Raw genomic sequence first — 20,684 nt, 5'->3', positions numbered from 1 at the left:
GACAGATGCAGCAGGAATTGACCATGACAAATATCAGATTGGCAGTGTTGGCCTGAATACTGAGGACGGTGATGTTCTGCTTTGCCCAAAATGAAACGTTTGGAGCATTTTGCTGGATACGGTGAGTTTTTATCCACTTTGACGCCCCCGTATTCGCGGGGGGTGAGTGGAAATGGCGGCCGCACGGCAGCGAGGGGAAACTCTCGCTGCCGTGCAGTTCCTCAACTCAACTCCAGTTGGCGGCGATGACGGTAGCGAGACTGGCCTGGTAGGTGGAGGACAGGGAGGTCTGCCCGACGGCTGGAGGGGAGAAGCTGGCCATGGCGGTGACGAGGTTGTCGACCGCCGAGTCGAGAAGCACCTTGCCGTCGGCGGTGGTGAACTGCTCCAGGTGGTGCTGGCTGCCGAGGTACCAGTCCTTGACGGTGGCCTTGTCGGAGGTGCCGATGATGGAGACCTCCAGGTCATTGCCGAGGGCGCGGAACCAGAGCTGGTCGGAGGCGATGCCGGCGGTGAAGCGCAGGGTGTCGAGGTTGCCGGCGGAGGCGTCGGTGTCCACGATGGTGTCGGCATTGCTGCCGCGGCCCATGACATAGGTGTCGTTGCCGGCTGCCCCGGTGAGGGTGTTGGCCAGACTGTTGCCGGTGATCTGGTTGGCCAGGGCGTTGCCGGTGGCGGTGAGGGCGGAGCCGAACAGGGCGACGTTCTCGACGTTGGCGCCGAGCGTGTAGCTGAGGTAGGCCTCGACGGAGTCGGTGCCTTCGCCCGCGAGTTCGACGACGGTGTCACCGACGCTGGCGACGCGGTAGGTGTCGTTGCCGGAGCCGCCGAGCATGGAGTCGTCACCCGCGTTGCCCAGCAGCGTGTCGTTGCCAGCGCCGCCGATCAGCGTGTCGTTGCCGGCGCCACCGTCGAGGAGGTTGTGGCCCGAGTTGCCGGTGAGGGTGTTGGCGTCGTCGCCGCCGTAGCCGTTGAGGTTGGCCGAGCCGGTGAGGGTGAGCCGCTCGACGTTGGCCTTGAGGGTGTAGGAGACGGAGGCGTTGACCTGGTCGGTGCCGGCCCCGGCTGCCTCGTTGACGACATCAGCGGTGTTGTCGACGAAGTAGGTGTCGTTGCCGGCGCCACCGGCCATCGTGTCAGCGCCGGTCAGCCCGTCGAGGACGTTGTTGGCGGCGTTGCCGGTGAGGACGTTGTTCAGGGCGTTGCCGGTGCCATTGAGAGCGTTGGTGCTGCCCAGGGTGAGGTGCTCGACGTTGGCGCCGAGGGTGTAGTGGATCCAGGCCTCGACGGTGTCGTTGAGGCCTTCGTTGGCCAGTTCGATGACCACATCGCCAGCGGAGCCGACGCGGTAGAAGTCGCTGTCGGCGCCGCCGGCCATGGTGTCGGAGCCGGCGCCACCGAGCAGGGAGTCGAAGCCGGCGCCACCGACGAGGCTGTCGTTGCCCTCGCCGCCGTCGAGGGTGTTGTCGCCCGAGTTGCCGATCATGGTGTTGGCCGAGGCGTTGCCGACGGCGCTGATCGAGCCGGAGCCCTGCAGCGTGATGTGCTCGACGTTGGCGCCCATGATGAAGTTCCGGGCGGTGCTGAAGACGACATCGGTGCCTTCGCCGGCCAGCTCGGTGATGATGTCGGCGGAGCTGTTGACGTAGTAGGTGTCGTCGCCGGTGCCGCCGACGGCGGTGTCAGCCCCCTCGCCACCGTCGAGGGTGTCGTTGCCGGCGCCGCCGGTGAGGACGTTGTAGCCCCAGTTGCCGGTGATGTGGTTGGCCAGGGCGTTGCCGGTGGCGTTGATGTAGTAGGCCGCGCCCGACAGGACGAGGTTCTCGACATGGTCGGACAGGGTGTAGCTGGTGTTGACGGCTTCGACGGTGTCGGAGCCCTCATCGGCGAGTTCGACGACGATGTCGGTGCTCAGGCCGACGCGGTAGGTGTCGTCGCCAGTGCCGCCGACCAGGGAGTCGGAGCCGGCGTTGCCGTAGAGGCTGTCGTTGCCGGCGCCGCCGAAGAGGGTGTCGCTGCCTTCGCCGCCGTCGAAGAGGTTGTCGCCGGCGTTGCCGGTGAGGACGTTGGCCAGGGCGTTGCCGGCGCCGCCGATGGAGGCCGAGCCCAGCAGCACGAGGTTCTCGACGTGGGCCTCCAGGGTGAAATAGGAGGCGGAGCTGAGGACGGTGTCGGTGCCGTCGGCGGCGGAGCGTTCGATGACGCGGTCGCCGGTGGACTCGACGAGGTAGGTGTCGTCACCGGAGCCACCGACGAGGGTGTCGATGCCGGAGCCGCCGTCGAGGGTGTCGTTGCCAGCGAGGCCTTCGAGGCGGTTGCGGGCCGAGTTGCCGAGCAGCAGGTTGTCGAGCGAGTTGCCGAAGCCGGAGAGGGCGGCCGAGCCGGTGAGGGTCAGGTTCTCGAGGTTGGCGCCCAGGGTCCAGGTGAGGGAGGACTGGAGGGTGTCGGTGCCTTCGCCGTCATATTCGGTGACGATGTCCAGGGCGTTGTCGACGACATAGGTGTCATCGCCGCTGCCGCCCTCCATCCAGTCGGTGCCGCTGCCGCCATCGAGCCAGTCGTTGCCCTGGAGGCCGTAGATCGTGTCGTCGCCGGCAAGCCCGTTGAGCCGGTCCGCGCTGTTCCAGCCTATCAGCAAGTCGTTGCCGCTGGTTCCGTTGTTGAGCAGGTCCAGTTGTTCGAGATCGGCGATGGTCCAGACCGTTCCGTCGGCGAACATGAACTGCTCGACGTGGCTTGCGGTGTCGGCAAACCAGCCCTGGAGGGTGAGCTGGTCGGTGCTGCTGACGCTGAAGGACAGCACGAGGTCGTCGCCGCTGCGTGAACGGGAGAGGTGGGCCGGCAGGATTCCGGTGCCGAAACGGACGGTGTCGGCAGAGGCCGTGTGTTGTTCCGTATCCGGGGTGCCGTACTCGATGATGGTGTCGGCGCCGTCACCCAGGTTGAAGAGGTAGGTGTCGCCGGAGTGCTCGTAGAAGGTGTCGGAGGCGACGAGGGTGTCGTTGCCGGTGCCGCCCGAGAGGGTTCCATGGCCCTGGACCCAGTCGTTGCCAGCTCCACCTTGCAGCACGTTGGAGCCGAGTCCGTCGTACAGGGCATCGTCGCCAGCGCCGCCGGAGAGGGTGTCGTCACCCAGGCTGGCGGAGAGGGTGTCATTGCCTGCCAGACCGCTCAGGATGTCGATGCCGTCGGAGCCGAGTAGGACATCGTCACCGGCCGTGCCGGTCACGTTGAAAGGCATGTCCAGAAGATCGGCGATGGTCCAGACGGTTCCGTCGGAGAAGATGAACTGCTCGATGCCGCTCGTGGCGTCGGCGAACCAGCCCTGGATGGTCAGTTGATCCGTGCCGTCGACGCCGATGGACAGGACAAGGTCATCGTCGCTGCGCAAGCGGGTGACGCTGGCGGGGAGGATGCCGGGTCCGAAGCGGACGATGTCGGTTGACGCCGCGTGCTGGTCCGTGTCCGGGGTGCCGTATTCGATGATGGTGTCGGCGCCATCGCCGAGGTTGAAGAGGTAGATGTCGCCGGAGTTCTCTAAGAAGGTGTCGGAGGCGACGAGGGTATCGTTGCCAGCGCCGCCAGAGAAGGTGCCGTGACCACGGAGCCAGTCGTCGCCGTCACCGCCCTGCAGCAGGTTGAAGCCCTCGCCGTCCTCCAGCACGTCATCGCCTGCGCCACCGGACAGGGTGTCGTCCCCGCTGCTGCCGGCGATGGTGTCGTTGCCTGCCAGACCGCTCAGGTTGTCGAGGCCGTCGGAGCCCAGGATGAGATCGTCGCCCGCAGTGCCGGTCACGCTCAAGGGCATGCCCAGCAGATCGGCGATGGTCCAGACGGTTCCGTTGGCGAAGACGAACTGTTCGATGCGGTACGTGTCACTGGTGAACCAGCCTTGGATGGTCAGCCTGTCGGTGCCGCCGATGCCGAGGCTGAGGCCCGGGCTGATGGAGAGGACCAGGTCGTCACCGCTGCGCGAGCGGATGACGTCGGCGGGGAGGATGCCCGGTCCGAAACGGACGACGTCGGCGGAGGAGGCGTGCTGCGTCGTGTCTGCGGTACCGTACTCGATGATGGTGTCGGCGCCGTCGCCGAGGTTGAAGAGGTAGGTGTCGCCGGAGTTCTCGAAGAAGGTGCCGGAGGCGACGAGCGTGTCGTTGCCGGCGCCACCGTGAAAGGATCCGTGGCCCTGGACCCAGTCGTTGCCGTCGCCACCCTGCAGCAGGTTGAAGCCACTGTCGTCATGGAGGACATCATCGCCCGCGCCGCCGGAGAGGGTGTCGTCGCCTGCGCTGGCGGACAGGGTGTCGTCGCCGGCGAGGCCGCTCAGGTTGTCGAGGCCGTCGGAACCGAGCATCAGGTCGTTGCCCGCTGTGCCCGTGACGTTCAGCGGCATGTCCAGCAGGTCGGTGGTGGACCAGACGGTCCCGTCGGAGAAGATGAACTGCTCGATGCGCTTGGCAGCGTCGGCAAACCAGCCCTGGATGGTCAGTCGGTCTGGGCCGTTCACGCTCGCGCCGAAGAAGAGGACGAGGTCATCTTCTTGGCGCGTGCGGTTGACGTCGGCTGCGAGGATGCCCGGGCCGAAGCGCACGACGTCCGCAGAGGACGGGTAGTTGTCGGGTGTGCCCCACTCGATGATGGTGTCCGCTCCGTCACCAAGGCCGTAGAGGTAGGTGTCGCCGGAGAAGTCGTAATAGGTGTCGGAGGCGACGAGCGTGTCATTGCCTGCGCCACCGGAGAAGGTGCCGTGGCCCTGGATCCAGTCGTTGCCGTCGCCACCCTGCAGCAGGTTGAAGCCTAAACCGTCCTGAATCACGTCGTCGCCAGCGCCGCCGGAGAGCGTGTCGTCACCCAGGCTCGCGTTCAGGGTGTCGTTGCCGGCCAGGCCGTCCAGCTTGTCCAGGCCGTCCGAGCCGGACAGGACGTCGTTTCCTGCGGTGCCGGTCAGGTTCAGGGGCATGCCCAGGATGTCGGCGATGGACCAGACGCTCCCGTCCGAGAAGATGAACTGCTCGATGCGCCTGGTGGCATCGGCGAACCAGCCCTGGATCGTCAGTTGGTCGGGGCCGATGGAGAGCACGAGGTCGTTGCCATTCCGCGCCAGGGTGGTGTCGAGGGCAGCGATGCCAGGGCCGAAACGCACGATGTCGTCAGAAACCGGGTAGTTGTCGGTGGTCCCCCACTCGACGATGGTGTCGGCACCGTCGCCGAGGTTGAAGAGGTAGGTGTCGCCGGAGTTCTCGAAGAAGGTGTCGGATGCGACGAGGGTGTCGTTGCCAGTGCCACCGGAGAAGGTGCCGTGGCCCTGGAGCCAGTCATTGCCAGCACCGCCCTTCAGCACGTTGAAACCGAAGCCGTCGTAGAGGGTGTCGTCACCGTCGCCACCGTCGAGGGTGTCGTCACCCTGGCTGGCGTTGAGGGTGTCGTTGCCTGCGAGGCCCTCCAGCCTGTCACGCCCGTCCGAGCCGGGCAGGACGTCGTTGCCCGTGGTGCCGGTCACGTTCAGGGGCTTGCCCAGGAGATCGGCGTTGGTCCAGACCGTCCCGTCGGAGAAGACGAACTGCTCGACCCGCCTGGCGGTGTCGGAAAACCAGCCCTGGACGGTCAGTTGGTCGGGATTGGTGGCGCCGGTGGTGCCGAAGGTGAGGACGAGGTCATCACCACGCCGCGACTGGGTGACGTTGTCCGTGAGGATGCCTGCGCCGAACCGGACGACGTCGGTGGAGGAGGCGTGTTGGCTGGTGTCCGCGGTGCCCCATTCGACGATGGTGTCGGCACCGTCGCCGAGGTTGAAGAGGTAGGTGTCGCCGGAGTTCTCGAAGAAGGTGTCGTGGGCGACGAGGGTGTCGTTGCCGGTGCCGCCGGAGAAGGTGCCGTGACCCTGGAGCCAGTCGTTGCCCGCGCCGCCCTGCAGCAGGTTGTTGCCTTGGCTGTCATGGAGGACATCATCGCCGGCACCACCGGAGAGCGTGTCGTCACCCGGGCTGGAGTAGAGCGTGTCGTTGCCTGCGAGGCCTTCCATCAGGTCCAGTCCGTCGGAGCCGGGCAGGGTGTCGTCACCCGCACTGCCGGTCACGATCAGCGGCATGTCCAGCAGATCGGCGGCGGACCAGACGGTCTCGTTGGAGAAGATGAACTGCTCGATGCGCTTGGCGGTGTCGGAAAACCAGCCCTGGATGGTGAGCTGATCGGTGCCGCCGACGCCGATCGAGAAGACCAGGTCATTGCCCACGCGCAAGCGGGTGATGCCGGCCGGGAGGATGCCTGCACCGAAGCGCACGACATCGGTGGAGTTCAGGTGCAGAGCGGTCTCCGCGGTGCCCCACTCGATGATGGTGTCGGCACCGTCGCCGAGGTTGAAGAGGTAGGTGTCGCCGGAGTTCTCGAAGAAGGTGTCGGAGGCGACGAGGGTGTCGTTGCCGGTGCCGCCGGAGAAGGTGCCGTGGCCCTGGAGCCAGTCGTTGCCCGCACCGCCCTTCAGCACGTTGAAGCCGAGCCCGTCGTACAGGGTGTCGTCGCCGTCGCCGCCGTCCAGGGTGTCATCACCCTGGCTGGCGTACAGGGTGTCGTTGCCCGCGAGGCCCTCGATGTTGTCGAGGCCGTCGGAACCGGGCAGCGCGTCGTTGCCTGCCGTGCCGGCGAGGTTCAGGGGCATGCCGAGCAGGTCGGCGATGGTCCAGACGGTTTCGTCCGCGAAGATGAACTGCTCGACGCGCTTGGCGTGGTCGGAAAACCAGCCCTGGATGGTCAGTTGGTCAGTGCCATTGGCGCCCATGGACAGCACGAGGTCATCGCCGCGGCGGGCCCGGGTGATGTCGGCAGGCAGGATGCCTGTGCCGAAGTGGACGACGTCGGCCGAGGCAGCGTGCAGATCCGTGTCCGCGGTGCCCCACTCGATGATGGTGTCGGCCCCGTCACCCAGGTTGAACAGGTAGGTGTCGCCGGAGTTCGCGAAGAAGGTGTCGGAGGCGACGAGGGTGTCGTTGCCGGTGCCGCCGGCCAGGGTGCCGTGGCCCTGGAGCCAGTCGTTGCCGTCGCCACCCTGCAGCAGGTTGTTGCCGAGGCCATCGGTGAGATGGTCATCGCCCGCACCGCCGGACAGGGTGTCGTCGCCCTCGCTGGCGTAGAGGGTGTCATTGCCCGCGAGGCCGCCGAGGTCGTCGACGCCATCGGAGCCGGACAGGACGTCATTGCCCGCCGTGCCGGTCACGACCAGTGGCATGGCCAGCAGGTCGGCGATGGTCCAGATGGTCCCGTCGGCGAAGAGGAACTGCTCGATGCGGCTCGTGTTGCCCGCAAACCAGTTCTGGATGGTCAGTCGATCGGTGCCGTTGACGCCAATGGAGAGCACGAAGTCGTCACCAGCGCGGGACCGCGAGATGTCGGTGGCGAGGATGCCGGGGCCGAATTGCACGGTGTCCGCGGAGTCGGCGTGCTGGTCCGTGTCGGCGGTGCCGTGCTCGACGATGGTGTCGGCGCCGTCCCCCAGGTTGAACACATAGGTGTCGCCGGAGTTCTCGTAAAAGGCGCCGGAGGCGGTCAGGGTGTCGTTGCCGGCCCCGCCGACGAAGGTGCCATGGCCGCGGAGCCAGTCGTTGCCATCGCCGCCTTGGAGCAGATTGAAGCCGATGCTGTCATCCAGCACGTCATCGCCGGCTCCGCCGGAGAGGGTGTCATTGCTGCCACCGCCGATCAGGGTGTCATTGCCGTCGGTGCCGACGATGCTGTCGCCGGCGACGGTTCCCGATTCGGCGGCGTTGCTGGAGACGGTCAAGGTGACAGTGACGGTATCGTTCATGGTTTTCCCCCAAGGGATTTCGACTGGCAGACGGATGAGCAACACAACCACCACGTCAGATCTCAAAAGCGCAGCCACACTGATTTCCGATGCAATCAGAATCAGAGGGAGATAAATCAATGCCTGAGTGCCGCCCTTGTGGACGAGAGCTAGAAATTGCTTTTGCTTTTGCTATTTCGCTTGGTGGGCTTTGCTGTTGGATTCTGCTGGATCCGGGTTCGATTTCCGGGATTCGGCGGACCCCTCGTTCACGGGGTTGATCTGGCGGCTGTGGCCTCGGAGCAGTCCTTGGCGGTGGCATTCCAGATCATGTCCCGGTCCTGTCTCGGTCCTGTTCACAGGGGCTGTGCGCCTTGAACCGACGCCCTGACATGATCCGTAGGCATCCGCTCCATGTATACAGACTGGCATCGAACACCAGAACCTTCGATCGACGCCTCAGAAGAGGCTTTAGAAGCGATATCGTCGGATTGGTAGTTCCACCGGTGTTCTTTTGGGGCTCTGTGTATACATTTGCGCACATCAACCCCTGCCCAGGGAGCCCGAATGTCCACCACCACCGCCACCTTCCCCCTCAACGCCTGGTACGCCGCCGCCTGGGACCACGAGGTCAAGCGCGCCTTGCTGCCCCGCACCATCGCCAACCGCCAGATCGTGCTCTACCGCACCACGGCGGGCGAGCCCGTCGCGCTGGAAAACGCCTGCTGGCACCGCCTGCTGCCGCTGTCGCTGGGCCGGCTGGTGGGGGACGAGGTGGAATGCGGCTACCACGGCCTGGTGTTCAACGGGCAAGGCCGCTGCACCCACATGCCTTCGCAGGAAACGGTGAATCCCTCCGCCTGCGTGCCGTCGTATCCCGTGGTCGAGCGCCACCGTTTCGTCTGGATCTGGCCGGGGGATCCGGCATTGGCCGATCCGGCGCTGGTGCCCGATCTGCACTGGAACCACGATCCCGAATGGGCCGGCGACGGCAAGCTGATCGAGGTGGCCTGCGATTACCGGCTGGTGATCGACAACCTGATGGACCTGACGCACGAGACCTTCGTCCACGGCACCTCCATCGGCAACCGCGCCGTGGCCGAAGCGCCGTTCGTCGCGACCCACGGCGACCGCACCGCCACCATCACACGCTGGATGTCCGGCATCGAGGCGCCACCGTTCTGGGCCTCGCAGATCCGCCAGGCCCATGGCTACACCGGCCCCGTGGACCGCTGGCAGATCATCCGCTTCGAGGCGCCGTGCACGGTGGCGATCGATGTGGGCGTGGCCAAGGCAGGCACGGGCGCGATCCCCTCGGAAGGCCATGCCAGCGACCGCAGCCAGGGCGTCAACGGCTTCGTGCTGAACACGATCACGCCGTCCACCGACAAGACCTGCCTCTATTTCTGGGCCTTCTGCCGCAACTACCTGCTGGGCGAGCAGAAGCTCACCACCGAGCTGCGCGAGGGCGTGACCCGCGTGTTCGGCGAGGACGAGGTGATCCTGGAGGCGCAGCAGCGGGCCATCGACGCCCATCCCGGCTACCGCTTCAGCAACCTCAACATCGACGCCGGCTCGATGTGGGCGCGTCGCCTGATCGACCGCCAGATCGCCGCCGAGGAACGCCCCGGCGCGCCGGTGATCCCCATCCGGTCGGCCTGAGGAGCGCCCGGTGCAGGTGACTGCCGTGATGCCCGTGGCGGCCGAGTCCGACCCAGCGCCCAGCCAGACCGCCCAGGCCCAGCAGCGCCTGCGCGAGCTGATCGTCTCCGGCACGCTGGCCCCGGGCGAGCGGCTGCTGGAGGTGCCGCTGGCCGAGCGGCTTGGCGTGTCGCGCACACCCGTTCGGGCCGCCTTGCTCCGCCTGGCCGAGGAGGGTTTGCTGGACACCGCGTCGACGGGCGGCTACCGGGTGCGCGCCTTCAGCCGGCAGGACATGCTGGACGCGATCGAGCTGCGCGGCACGCTCGAAGGACTCGCGGCCCGCATGGCGGCCGAGCGGGGCGTCGAGCCGGCGCTGCTGGCCGAGGCGCGGGGCTGCCTGGATGCGCTGGACCGGGCGCTGTCGGCCGCCGAGTTCGGCGCCTCGGCCTTCGCCGCCTATGAGCGCCACAATGGCCAGTTCCATGCCTTGCTGGGGCGCCTGTGCGGCAGCGCGCTGCTCGCACGGGAGCTGCAGCGGGCCAGCCGCCTGCCCTTTGCCTCGCCGAACGGGTTTCTTGGGGTGTCGATCGGGCAACCCTCCGGCCACGACGTGCTGCGCATCGCCCAGGACCAGCACCGCCAGGTGCTCGACGCCATCGTCCGCCGCGAAGGCAGCCGCGCCGAGGCGCTGATGCGCGAACACGCCCGCATCGCCCGGCGCCGGCTCGAAGCCTTCGATGCCCTTGATGTCCTTCCTGAAAGTGTCCCGCCATGAAAGCCAGCCAGCAGACCCACCTGGTCACCGTCGACCGGATCGCCACGCTCAGCCCGACGGTGCGCGAATTCACGCTGCGGCCGGACGATGCCGCGAGCGCCTATGCGCCGGGCAGCCACCTGCCGGTGGAGGTGCCGGTGGGCGAGCGGCGCACGGTGCCGCGGCATTACTCGCTGGTCGGCTTGCCGGGCGACGGGGTCTGGCGCATCGCGGTCAAGCACCTGCCGCAAGGGCGAGGCGGCTCCCGGGCGATGTGGCGGCTGGAGGAGGGCGACCGGCTGTGCGTCGGCGCGCCGGCCAGCCATTTCGAACTCGACCACCGTGCCACCGAGGTGCTGCTGCTGGCGGCTGGCATCGGCGTGACGCCGCTGATCGGCATGGCGCAGGCGCTGGCGGCGCGGCGTGGCGTGCGGGTGCGCATGGTGCAGGTCGCGCGCGCCGCGGAGGAACTGGTGTTCTCCGAGCTGCTGGCCGAGGCGCTGGGGGATCGGCTGCACACGGTCGTCACCGGCACTGGCCAGCGTCTCGATCTGGCCGCTGAACTGGCGGCGCTGTCCCCGCAGGCGCAGTGTTACGTCTGCGGTCCGGCCAGCCTGATGGCGCAGGCGCGACACGCTTGGGTGCAGGCGGGCCGAGCCCCGGTGGACCTGCGCTTTGAGACCTTCGGCACCAGCGGCGCCCACCCCGCGCAGGCCTTCACGGTGAAGCTGCCGCGCCACGGCCTGACCCTCGACGTGCCGGCGGACTCCACGCTGCTGGAGGCGCTGGAGCGGGCTGGTGTCGAGGTGCTGGCGGATTGCCGGCGCGGCGAATGTGGCCTGTGCGCGGTCGAGGTGCTGGCGCTGGAGCCCGGCACGGCGATCGACCACCGCGATGTGTTTCTGTCCCCCGCCCAGCGGGCGGCGGGTCGGCAGCTGTGCGCCTGCGTGTCGCGCCTGTCGGGAAGCCCCGCTTGCGCCGTGCTCGACAGCAGCTATCGTGCCGACTGATTCGCATGATTCGACCCATCCGATGACCCACCTCACGCAGGAGCCTCCGACATGACCACTCCGTTCCGACTGGCCGCCGCCGCTGCCGCCGCCCTCACGCTGGCCGGTGCCGCGCAGGCCCAGGACGTCACCCTCAAGTTCCACCACATCTGGAACACCCAGGCGATGGCCTCGGTGAACGTCATCGCGCCCTGGTGCGACAAGATCGCCGCCGAGTCGGCTGGCAAGCTGAAATGCCAGGTGCTGCCGGCGATGTCCGGTGGCGGCACGCCGCCGCAGCTGGTGGACCGGGTCAAGGACGGCGTGGACGACGTCGTCATCACGCTGCCCGGTTACACCGCCGGCCGCTTCCCGGCGATGGAGGTGTTCGAGCTGCCCTTCATGACCAACTCGGCCGAAGTCGGCGCCCGTGCGGCGTGGGACTACCTGCAGAAGCACGCGCTCAAGGAGTTCCCCGGCACCAAGGTGCTGGCCACCTGGGTCCATGACGAGGGCTATGTCCACACCCGCGAGAAGCCGGTGAAGACGCTGGCCGATTTCAAGGGCCTGAAGATGCGCGCCCCGACCCGGCAGACCAACAAGCTGCTGGCGGCGCTGGGCGCTTCGCCGGTCGGCATGCCGCTGCCGGCACTGCCCGACGCGGTGAGCAAGGGCACGATCGACGGCTTCCTGCTGCCCTGGGAGGTGATGCCCTCGCTGAAGCTGCACGAGATGGTCAAGTACCACACCGAGACCGACCCCTCGCGCCCGGCGCTCTACAGCGCGGTCTTCGTCTTCGCGATGAACCAGGCCAAGTACGACAGCCTCAGCCCCGAGCTGAAGAAGGTGATCGACAACAACAGCGGTGCTGCCTTTTCGCAGGCCATCGGCAAGATCTGGGACAACAGCCAGGCGGTTGGCCGCAAGGCGGCGGTGGACCACGGCAATGTGTTCTACCGGCTGCCGCTGTCGGAGATGGACAACTGGGTCAAGGCCTCCGCTGGTCTCTATGACGACTGGACCGCCGACATGGACAAGCGCGGCCTGAACGGCAAGCAGCTGCTCCAGGATGCCCGCGACCTGCTGGTGAAGTACAGGAAATGAGCGCTGTGCTGGCCCGGCTGGCCGGGTGGTTCGCGGGACTGGGCGGGCTGTGTGCGGCGGCCGTGGCGCTGATGGTGGTGGCGAGCATCGCCGGACGGGCGCTCTGGTCGACGCCGATCCCGGGGGATGTCGAGCTGACGCAGTTCGGCATCGCGCTGTGCCTGTCGCTGTGCCTGCCCTGGGCGCAGGTGCACCGGGCCAACATCATCGTGGACTTCTTCACCCAGCGCGCCAGCGCGCCCACGCTGCGGGCGCTGGACCGCGTGGGTGCGCTGCTGCTGGCCCTGATGGTCGGGCTGCTGGCGTGGCGCACGGCGGTCGGTGCGCTGGCGGTGCGCGAGGCGCATGAGGCGACGATGATCCTGGACCTGCCGATGTGGTGGACCTATGCCTTGCTCGCGCCCGGGCTGGTGCTGACGGCGCTGGTCGCGCTCGTCCAGGCCATCACGGGCGCCGGACCGCAGAAGGCTGTGCCATGAGCCCCACCGCCATCGGTCTGGTGATGTTCGCGGGCATGCTCGCGATGATGGCGCTGCGGGTGCCGATCGCCGCGGCCATGTTCATCCCCGGCGCGCTGGGCTACTGGGCGCTGACCAACGACATGGCGCTGCTCAACCACCTCAAGGGCGCGCCGGTCGCACGGCTGACGGTCTACGACCTGTCGGTGATTCCGCTCTTCCTGCTGATGGGCCAGTTCGCCACCCAGGGCGGGCTGAGCCGCGACCTGTTCAAGGCCGCCGCCGCCTTCGTCGGGCACATCCGCGGCGGGCTGGCGATGTCGGCCGTGCTGGCTGCGGCGGCGTTCGGCGCGGTGTGCGGCTCGTCGGTGGCGACCTCCGCGACGATCACCCAGGTCGCCTACCCCGAGATGAAGGCCAACGGCTACCACGGCCGGCTCTCCACCGCGACATTGGCCTGCGGTGGCACGCTGGGCATCCTGATCCCGCCCTCGGTGCCGCTGGTGGTCTACGCCATCCTGACCGAGCAGAACGTGGCCAAGCTCTTCGCCGCGGCCTTCATTCCCGGGCTGCTCGCGATGGCGGGCTACCTGCTGGTCATCGCCATCGTCTGCCACCTGCGGCCGTCGCTGGCCATGCCGAGCGCGCCGCTGGCTTGGTCCGCCCGCTGGCGGGCGCTGCTGGCCATCTGGCCGATCGTGCTGATTTTCCTGGTGGTGTTCGGCGGCATCTACGGCGGCGTGTTCTCGCCCACAGAAGGCGCCGCCGTGGGCACGGTCGGCACCTTCCTGGCAGGGGCTGCGCGGCGCGAGCTGGGCCGGGACGCCATCGTGCGCAGCTTCATGGGCACGGCCGAAATCTCGGCGATGGTGTTCATGATCTTCCTCGGCGCCGACATGATGAACGCGGCGCTCGCCTTGACGCAGATGCCCGCCGCGCTGGCGCAGTGGGTCAGCCACCTGCAGGTCTCGCCGCTGCTGATCGTGGGCGTGGTCTTGCTGATGTATGTGGTGCTGGGCTGCGTGATGGACGAGCTGTCGATGCTGCTGCTGACCATCCCGGTGCTGTTCCCGGCCATCATGGGCCTGCCCCTGATGGGGCTGGGTGCGGAGGACAAGGCGATCTGGTTCGGCATCCTGGTGCTGATGACCGTCGGCATCGGGCTGGTGGCGCCGCCGGTCGGGTTGAACGTCTATGTCGTCAACGGGCTGGCCCGCGATGTGCCGATGACGGAGACTTACAAGGGGGTCTTCCCTTTTCTCGCCAGCGATGTGCTGCGGCTGCTGGCCTTGCTGTTCTTTCCGTCGATCAGTCTGTGGCTGGTGGCGCAGCTGTTCAAGTAGTCACTTCACCAGCGGCCGGATCTGCGTGAACCCGCCGTCCACCGCGATCACCTGCCCGGTGAGACGGGCGGACTGGGGGCCGAGCAGCCACGCCATCACGTCGGCGACTTCGCGGGCGGTCTGCACGCCGCCGAGCGGGTACTGCCGGCCGGCCCCTTCGCGCATCGCGTCGAGCTTGAGCATGCCGGCCGTCATCGGCGTGTCGGTCATGCCCGGCGCGACGGCGTTGATGCGCAGGCCCGCGCTGGCGTAGGTGGCCGCCGCACTGCGCACCAGGGCCTCGACGCCGCCCTTGGCCGCGGCGATCGCTTCATGGTTGGCCACGCCGATGCGCGACACCACCGAGCTGGCGAACACCGCCGCGCCCGGCTCGCCAGACGTGCGCAGCGCCTCCACCCAGGCGCCGAGCATGAAGAATGCGCTGTCCAGGTTGACCCGCAATACCTCGCGGTAGGCCTCGGGTTTCGTGCGGTGCAGCGGCGCGATCAGCGTGCTGCCAACGCAGTGCGCCAGCCGCGTCGGTGCGCAGCCGAAGGTCTCCCGGCAGGCGGCGATGGCCAGCGCGGCGCCTTCCGGTGTCGTCGTGTCAGCAGCGACGTGCAGGTCTGCGGGCACGGCCAGCAGCGCATCGCCACCCCGTCCGACAGCCGCCACCCGCACGCCGGTGTCACGCAACTGGCGGCACAGTTCACGGCCGATGCCACCGCGGGCGCCGGTCACCAGAGCGAGCGGGGCGAGAGTCGAGGGGTTCATGGAGTTCTCCTGGAAGACGGGGATGCAGAGCGGCGAGCAAGGCCGGAGAGGGCGTCCGCGACACGCGCGTCCACCACTGTGAAAACGAGGTGCAGGGTCGCTCCAGCGCCGGGAACAGCGTGTCCTCCGGGCGGCTGGTGGCCAGCGTGTCGAGGTGGCGCTGCAGATGGAGATTGCCGATCGTCTGCACCGAGCGGGCACCGTGCAGCGCATGGCGCCAGTCGCGTGCAGACGCTTGCCAGCGGTGCGGCGTCAGTTCGGCCATGCGCTCGGCGACGAACTGCCAGCGGGCGGCGTTCCACGGCCGGGCGTGGTGCACTTCGCTGACCGCCATGCCGAGCACGAGCGTGTCCGGCGGCAGGTCGACCGGCACCTCGCCCAGCGCCCAGGGATGGGCGAGCCAGACATCCCGACCGTGCACCAGCGCAGCGTCTGGCGCGCTGAACTCGGTCGCCGCCGGCGGGTCGCCGAGCAGCGGGGGCTCCTCCACGCCTTGCGCCAGCGGTTGCGTCGGCACCGGGCGGGCGCGGCGCGCGATGCGGTCCAGCAGGTCGTATGGCACATCGACCACCGTGCCCGGGCTGTGCCACGCAGGAGGTGCAAAGCGCGCCACGTTGTCGGCGTTGAACAGGTAGGGCTTCTGGCTGCCGGTGCCGGCGACCCATTGCCAGCTGAGGTGGTTGCTGGCCACGTCGCCGTCGAGCAGGTGGCCGATCAGCCATTCGGCGCCGCTGCGCCAGTGGATCTTGCGCAGATGCACCAGATAGCTGGCCAGCCACATCCGGGCATGGTTGTGCAGCGTGCCGGTGGTGTAGAGCGTGCGCACGGCCTGGTCGATCACGGGCACGCCGGTCCGGGCCTCGCGCACGTCCTGCGGCACGCCGTGGGCGTAGGCGGCCTCCGGCAGCGGGCCTTCATGCAGGGACTGCAGGATGGCGTCGCCGCGGTGGGACCAGACATGCTGGAAATAGGCGCGCCAGCCGAGTTCGAAGACCAGCTTGTGCTGCCCGTCCAGCAGCCGATCGGGCGGCTGGGCGGCGGCAATGCCGGCGAGCACCTGCGGCAAGCTGAGGACACCGTGGGTGATCCACGGCGACAGTCCCGTGACAGCGCCGTCCAGCGCGTTGCGGGTGCGGGCGTAGGCCTGGGCGTCGATGGCTGCGATGCGGCGCCAGGCGGCGGACAGGGTGGCGGGCGGGGGGACAGGCGGCATGGCGGTGTGCGCTCCCTCACATCCGGGCGAAACGCGCCGCGCCGCTGCCGGCCGAACGCCGGGGCGACGGTGTGCTGGACATGGCCTGTGCCAGGTCCAGACCGGAAAGGAAAGCCGCTTCCACCTGTGGCCCCAAGAGGAAATCACCGCAGACGCCCAGACCCTTGGCCGCGTCCCACCAGCAGCCTGGACCGCCGAGCGGCGTGTGGGCTGGCCGGGCATACAACCAGCGGTGGACCGTGCTGTGGCACCAGCGCACGGCGCCCCCCGGATTGATGACGGCGCGCAGGGCATCGCGCAAGGCCTCGGACACCGCGGCGGGGCTGTCGTCGCGGTGGTGGGCCGACCAGGCCGCGCTGGCCTGGGCGACCCAGACCGCGTGGCCCGGAATCTCCTGCCGCCCCGGCTTGCGGTCGTTGCGCACGATGCGGGCCAGCGGGCCGCGGCAGGGGTGCAGGACGTCGAAGGCCGGACCGGGCGGCGTGTCGGTGACCGCCATCAGGGTCCAGCAGGCCTCCATCGGCACCCGGGCGGCGGCGTCGGCCCAGCCGTCCGCATGCGGGCGCAGCAGCGCCGCAGCCTGGGCCGGGGGCAGGGCCAGCACGACCTGGTCGAAGCGCTGCGGCCACAGGCCGCTGTCCCGCTCGATCTGCCAGCCGCCGGGGACGCGGTGCAGTCCGGTGACCGGCTCGCCGGTGACCACGTCCTGTGTGCCGAGCAGTGCGCGGCAGAGTTCCGGCATGCCGGTCATCGGCACGAGGTGCTCGAACGGTGCATCGACCGCGCTGGGCGTTGGCGACCAGCGCCCGATCCAGCCTTCGTCCAGCCCCCGCTGCACGACGGCCCGGAACGCGAGGCTGTGGGCGCTGAAGTCGCTGGCGCCGTGGTCGAACTGGACCGGCCGTTCCTGGCCGCTGGCGTCCATCCAGACGGTGCGCCGGGTGGACAGCCGTCCGCCGACGCCACGCGACTTGTCGAACACGGTCACGTTGGCGCCAGACGCGGCCAGGGTGTGGGCACACGCTGCACCCGCTACCCCGGCGCCCACGACGGCGACCTGGACAGGGAGGGTGCCGGCGGTGCTGCGCGGGGGATGGAGCGGGAGGTGATTTAGCATGGTGTCGCCATGATGACCTCTTTTTGTGCTGGGTCAAATGCATCTCATGGCGACATGGAACGTTAATCGGCGTCAAAATGGCGTCAAATTTGACGACAAGGCCGCGCCATGACTGCACTTTTTCCTCTGTCCACCACTGTGTTCACTGCTGCGTCCACCTCGGCGAGCCCGAGCGAAGACCACAGCCCGCGCTTCCGCAGCGCCGCAGTGGCCCGCATGACCGGCATCGCCGTCGCGACCCTGCGGGTCTGGGAGCGGCGCTACCGCGTGGTCGCACCGCCGCAGTCGCCCACCGGCCACCGGCTCTATTCATCGGCCAATGTCCGCCGGCTCGGACTGATCCGGGCGCTGATCGACCGCGGGCATGCCATCGGCACGCTGGCCGGCATGGACGACGCCGCCTTGCAGCGCCTGCTGATGGCGGCCACGCCAGCGGACCTGTCGCCGGCCGAATCCAGCCGGCCCGACCGGCCGGAGCGGGGCGATCCGGCGGCTGGCTGGTCGGGGGGGCTGGCGGTCGCGGCGCCAGATCTGGTGCTCTGGGCGCTGGGCCGCACCTTGCCCGCCGCGGTGGCGGAGCAGGCCAGCCGCCTGCCCGGCACGCCGCGGCTGCAGGCGTGGTCCGAGCTGGCGCAGGCCGAACAGGAAGTCGAGCGCTATCCCCAGGCCTTCGTCGAGCGGGCGCTGGATGTGCTCGCGGTCGAGGTCGACACCCTGAACGCGCCCCAGGCGGACCGCCTGCTCGCGCTGCGCAGCCAGGTGTCGGCACGGCAGACGTTGGTCGTCTACGGGTTCGGCTCGGACGCGGTGGTGCAGCGGCTGCGGCGCCAGGGCATCACCGTCTGGCGCGGACCGCTGGGGCGGGCGGAAATGGGCCTGCTGATGCGCACCGTGCTGGGCGTGGCGACCTCGTACACGGCGGCGACCTCGGCCACCCCGGATGCGCCGCGGCTGTCGCCCGACGCGCTGTCACTGGCCGCGCGCTCGACCAGCCGGGTGCTGTGCGAATGTCCGCGCCACCTGGCCGAGCTGATCCAGCTGCTGGGCGACTTCGAGGACTACAGCGACCAGTGCGCCGTCGACTCGCCCGCCGACCGCCAACTGCACGACGACCTCGGGGCGGCGGCCCGCCATGCGCGTGGCGAGTTCGAGCAGGCCTTGCGCAGGCTGGCCGCGGAGGAGGGCTGGGCATTGACGTCGGCCCCTGGCGCCAATCTTGGCGCAGCCTGAACCCCGGGTTCCTCCGGTCTGATTTGCCGCCATCCTCGACTATTCTTCTGCCGCGTTGCGCTCGATCCAGCGCCCCAGAACTAACGACTGAAGGAGTTTCACCATGGCAGGCACGTTCGAACTCAAGGCCTCGGGCCAGGACCAGTTCCGCTTCTCGCTCAAGGCGGGCAACCACCAGATCATCCTCACCAGCCAGTCCTACGCCAGCAAGGCGTCGGCGCTGAACGGCATCGAGTCCGTGCGCACCAACAGCCAGCTGGAGGCGCGCTTCGACCGCCGCACCTCCAAGGCGGGCGAGCCGTATTTCGTGCTGATGGCGGGCAATGGCCAGATCATTGGCCAGAGCGAGATGTATTCCTCTGCCGCTGCCATGGAAAACGGCATCCAGTCCGTCACCCGCAACGGCGCCGACGCCGCGCTCAAGGACCTGACCGCAGAGGCATGAAGCCGCAAGCCTGAAAGACGATGCCGCTACAATCGCGGCTTCCCGTCATTGGGGAGTAGCCGCTCTGCCGCCTGGCAGAGGTCGATGTCAACACACTGGGCCCGCATGGCCCTGGCATCGACAGCCTCCAAGCCGTCCGCCCGGACGCGCTTCAGGTCTGGCCAGACCGATGACCATGCCTCCACCGGTCGGGCCGGCTGGAGACGTGGTCATTCCTGTCTGTGTCGCCGGCCCTGGAGCAATTTCGATGGAACCCTTTCTCATCTCCACAGGCGTCGTCGCCCTCGGTGAAATCGGCGACAAGACCCAGTTGCTGGCCTTGCTGCTGGCCGCACGCTTTCGCCGTCCGATCCCCATCATCCTCGGCATCTTCGTCGCCACGGTCCTCAACCACGCGCTGGCCGGCGTGGTCGGCGAGACGGTGGCGCGTTTTCTCGGCCCAGACGTGCTGCGCTGGGTGATCGGCGTGTCCTTCCTCGCGATGGCGGCGTGGATGCTGGTCCCCGACGAGATCGACGAGACCGAAGGCGGCGTGCAGCGTTTCGGCGTGTTCGGCACGACCGTCATCGCCTTCTTTCTTGCCGAGATGGGCGACAAGACCCAGATCGCCACCGTGGCACTGGCGGCCCGCTACAGCGATCTGGTGCAGGTGGTCCTGGGCACGACCTTCGGCATGATGCTGGCGAACGTGCCCGCGGTGCTGCTGGGTGACCGGGCGGCCCGTGCGGTCCCGATGAAGCTGGTCCACGCCATCGCGGCCGGCATCTTCGCGGTGCTGGGCGTGCTGACGCTGTGGATCGGAATTCCGACACCCTGAAACGCTGGCTGACGGTTTGTCGGCCTGATCGGGGTGTGCCACGCCTTGCTGCACTGGCAAAACCGCCGTGACGTACTTGGCACGCTCCGTGCAATCTCGCTGCGGCATGTCGTCGCCGTTCCTGCTTTCGCGCCCCGCCACCTGCTACCGCTTCGTGCTGCTGGCGCTGTCGTTGGCCTGTTCGGTGGTGTCTGCCCAGGAAGCCGACACCCTGCGCAAGATCGCCGAGACCGGCACGATCAACCTCGGCCACCGCGAGTCCTCGGTGCCGTTTTCCTACTACGACCAGCGCAAGCAGGTGGTGGGCTATTCGCACGAGCTGATGCTGCGGCTGCTCGACACCATCAAGGCCGAGCTGAAGCTGCCCGCGCTGACCATCAAGCTCATCCCGGTGACGGCGCAGAACCGCATCCCGCTGGTGCGCAATGGCACGGTCGACCTGGAATGCGGCTCCACCACGCACAACGCCGAGCGTGCGCGCCTGGTCAGCTTCTCGACCAGCTTCTTTCTGGCGGGGACGCGCCTGATGGTCCGGCGTGGTTCAGAGATCCAGGACTTTCCGGACCTGACGGGCAAGACGGTGGTGGTCACCGCCGGCACCACGTCCGAGCGGCTGCTGCGCACCTACACCGAGCGCAACCACCTGCGCATCACCACGCTGCCGGCCCGTGACCACGGCGACGCCTTCCAGGCGCTGGAGTCGGGCCGTGCCGAGGCCTTCATGATGGACGACGCGCTGCTCTACGGCGAGCGCGCCAAGGCGGTCCGGCCGGAGGACTGGGTGGTGGTGGGAACCCCGATGTCCACCGAAGCCTATGCCTGCATGATGCGGCGCGGCGACCCTGCGTTCAAGGCGGTGGTCGACCGTGGCCTGACCACGCTGATGCGCTCCGGCGAGGCGCTGAAGATCTACACCCGCTGGTTCCAGGCCCCCATCCCGCCCAAGGGACTCAACCTGAACTGGCCGCCCTCACCGGCGCTGCTGCAGCTCTACCAACAACCCAACGATCGGCCGCGAGGCTGAGCCACTCACCAAGGAA

At 68.3% G+C, this 20,684-nt stretch carries 14 protein-coding genes and 1 riboswitch; of the genes, 10 read left to right on the top strand and 4 right to left on the bottom strand.

What is annotated here, in order from left to right:
- Nucleotides 1–226 precede the first annotated feature (226 nt).
- Nucleotides 227–7,798 (bottom strand): calcium-binding protein, encoded by a 7,572-nt coding sequence (locus U5O44_RS04225; RefSeq protein WP_322587223.1) that lies wholly within the window; start codon nucleotides 7,796–7,798, stop codon nucleotides 227–229.
- A 546-nt stretch (nucleotides 7,799–8,344) separates the two neighbouring features.
- Between U5O44_RS04225 and U5O44_RS04220 the strand changes: the two genes are divergently transcribed.
- The 6 genes from U5O44_RS04220 to U5O44_RS04195 are packed head-to-tail and all read left to right on the top strand — an operon-like array spanning nucleotide 8,345 to nucleotide 14,069.
- Entirely contained in the window at nucleotides 8,345–9,439 is a 1,095-nt protein-coding gene (locus U5O44_RS04220) for an aromatic ring-hydroxylating dioxygenase subunit alpha (RefSeq protein ID WP_322587222.1), read from the top strand.
- A gap of 10 nt (nucleotides 9,440–9,449) precedes the next feature.
- Nucleotides 9,450–10,196, top strand: a complete 747-nt coding sequence (locus U5O44_RS04215) for a GntR family transcriptional regulator (RefSeq protein WP_322587221.1) — start codon at nucleotides 9,450–9,452, stop codon at nucleotides 10,194–10,196.
- The gene (locus U5O44_RS04210) at nucleotides 10,193–11,185 is read left to right on the top strand and encodes a PDR/VanB family oxidoreductase (protein ID WP_322587220.1); all 993 of its coding nucleotides are present in this window, start codon (nucleotides 10,193–10,195) and stop codon (nucleotides 11,183–11,185) included. Before U5O44_RS04215 ends, U5O44_RS04210 begins: the two co-directional genes overlap by 4 nt.
- Before the next feature lie 51 nt (nucleotides 11,186–11,236).
- Entirely contained in the window at nucleotides 11,237–12,268 is a 1,032-nt protein-coding gene (locus U5O44_RS04205) for a TRAP transporter substrate-binding protein (RefSeq protein WP_322587219.1), read from the top strand.
- On the top strand, nucleotides 12,265–12,747 hold the full coding sequence (locus U5O44_RS04200; RefSeq protein ID WP_322587218.1) for a TRAP transporter small permease: 483 nt from the start codon (nucleotides 12,265–12,267) through the stop codon (nucleotides 12,745–12,747). Before U5O44_RS04205 ends, U5O44_RS04200 begins: the two co-directional genes overlap by 4 nt.
- Nucleotides 12,744–14,069, top strand: a complete 1,326-nt coding sequence (locus tag U5O44_RS04195) for a TRAP transporter large permease (protein ID WP_322587217.1) — start codon at nucleotides 12,744–12,746, stop codon at nucleotides 14,067–14,069. The genes U5O44_RS04200 and U5O44_RS04195 overlap by 4 nt, the downstream gene beginning before the upstream one ends.
- On the opposite strand, the gene U5O44_RS04190 is transcribed toward U5O44_RS04195, so the two are convergent.
- Genes U5O44_RS04190 through U5O44_RS04180 form a run of 3 tightly spaced genes read right to left on the bottom strand, consistent with a single transcriptional unit; the run spans nucleotide 14,070 to nucleotide 17,152 of the window.
- Nucleotides 14,070–14,822: an SDR family NAD(P)-dependent oxidoreductase gene (locus U5O44_RS04190; RefSeq protein WP_322587216.1), complete on the bottom strand. Its 753-nt coding sequence runs from the start codon at nucleotides 14,820–14,822 to the stop codon at nucleotides 14,070–14,072.
- Nucleotides 14,758–16,035, bottom strand: a complete 1,278-nt coding sequence (locus U5O44_RS04185; protein ID WP_322587215.1) for an FAD-binding domain-containing protein — start codon at nucleotides 16,033–16,035, stop codon at nucleotides 14,758–14,760. Before U5O44_RS04185 ends, U5O44_RS04190 begins: the two co-directional genes overlap by 65 nt.
- 16 nt (nucleotides 16,036–16,051) lie before the next feature.
- A complete protein-coding gene (locus tag U5O44_RS04180; RefSeq protein ID WP_322587214.1) occupies nucleotides 16,052–17,152 on the bottom strand; it encodes an NAD(P)/FAD-dependent oxidoreductase in 1,101 nt (366 codons plus the stop codon).
- 108 nt (nucleotides 17,153–17,260) lie between these two features.
- On the opposite strand from U5O44_RS04180, the gene U5O44_RS04175 reads away from it, so the two are divergent.
- From U5O44_RS04175 to U5O44_RS04160, 4 genes are all read left to right on the top strand, one after another.
- Nucleotides 17,261–18,382, top strand: coding sequence for a MerR family transcriptional regulator (locus U5O44_RS04175; protein ID WP_322587213.1), 1,122 nt, complete (start codon nucleotides 17,261–17,263; stop codon nucleotides 18,380–18,382).
- 103 nt (nucleotides 18,383–18,485) lie between these two features.
- Nucleotides 18,486–18,827: a YegP family protein gene (locus tag U5O44_RS04170; RefSeq protein WP_322587212.1), complete on the top strand. Its 342-nt coding sequence runs from the start codon at nucleotides 18,486–18,488 to the stop codon at nucleotides 18,825–18,827.
- Nucleotides 18,828–18,865: 38 nt separating this feature from the next.
- Nucleotides 18,866–19,067, top strand: a riboswitch (yybP-ykoY riboswitch).
- Nucleotides 19,068–19,074: 7 nt separating this feature from the next.
- Nucleotides 19,075–19,644, top strand: a complete 570-nt coding sequence (locus tag U5O44_RS04165; protein WP_322587211.1) for a TMEM165/GDT1 family protein — start codon at nucleotides 19,075–19,077, stop codon at nucleotides 19,642–19,644.
- Nucleotides 19,645–19,750: 106 nt separating this feature from the next.
- Nucleotides 19,751–20,668 carry a transporter substrate-binding domain-containing protein gene (locus U5O44_RS04160; RefSeq protein WP_322587210.1) on the top strand — a complete coding sequence of 306 codons (918 nt, stop codon included), beginning with the start codon at nucleotides 19,751–19,753 and terminating at the stop codon, nucleotides 20,666–20,668.
- The last annotated feature ends 16 nt before the right edge of the window (nucleotides 20,669–20,684 follow it).

It is taken from the genome of Sphaerotilus sp., assembly GCF_034519685.1.
Classification (GTDB): Bacteria; Pseudomonadota; Gammaproteobacteria; order Burkholderiales; family Burkholderiaceae_C; genus Sphaerotilus.
This window is presented reverse-complemented; position numbering and strand designations above follow the sequence as displayed.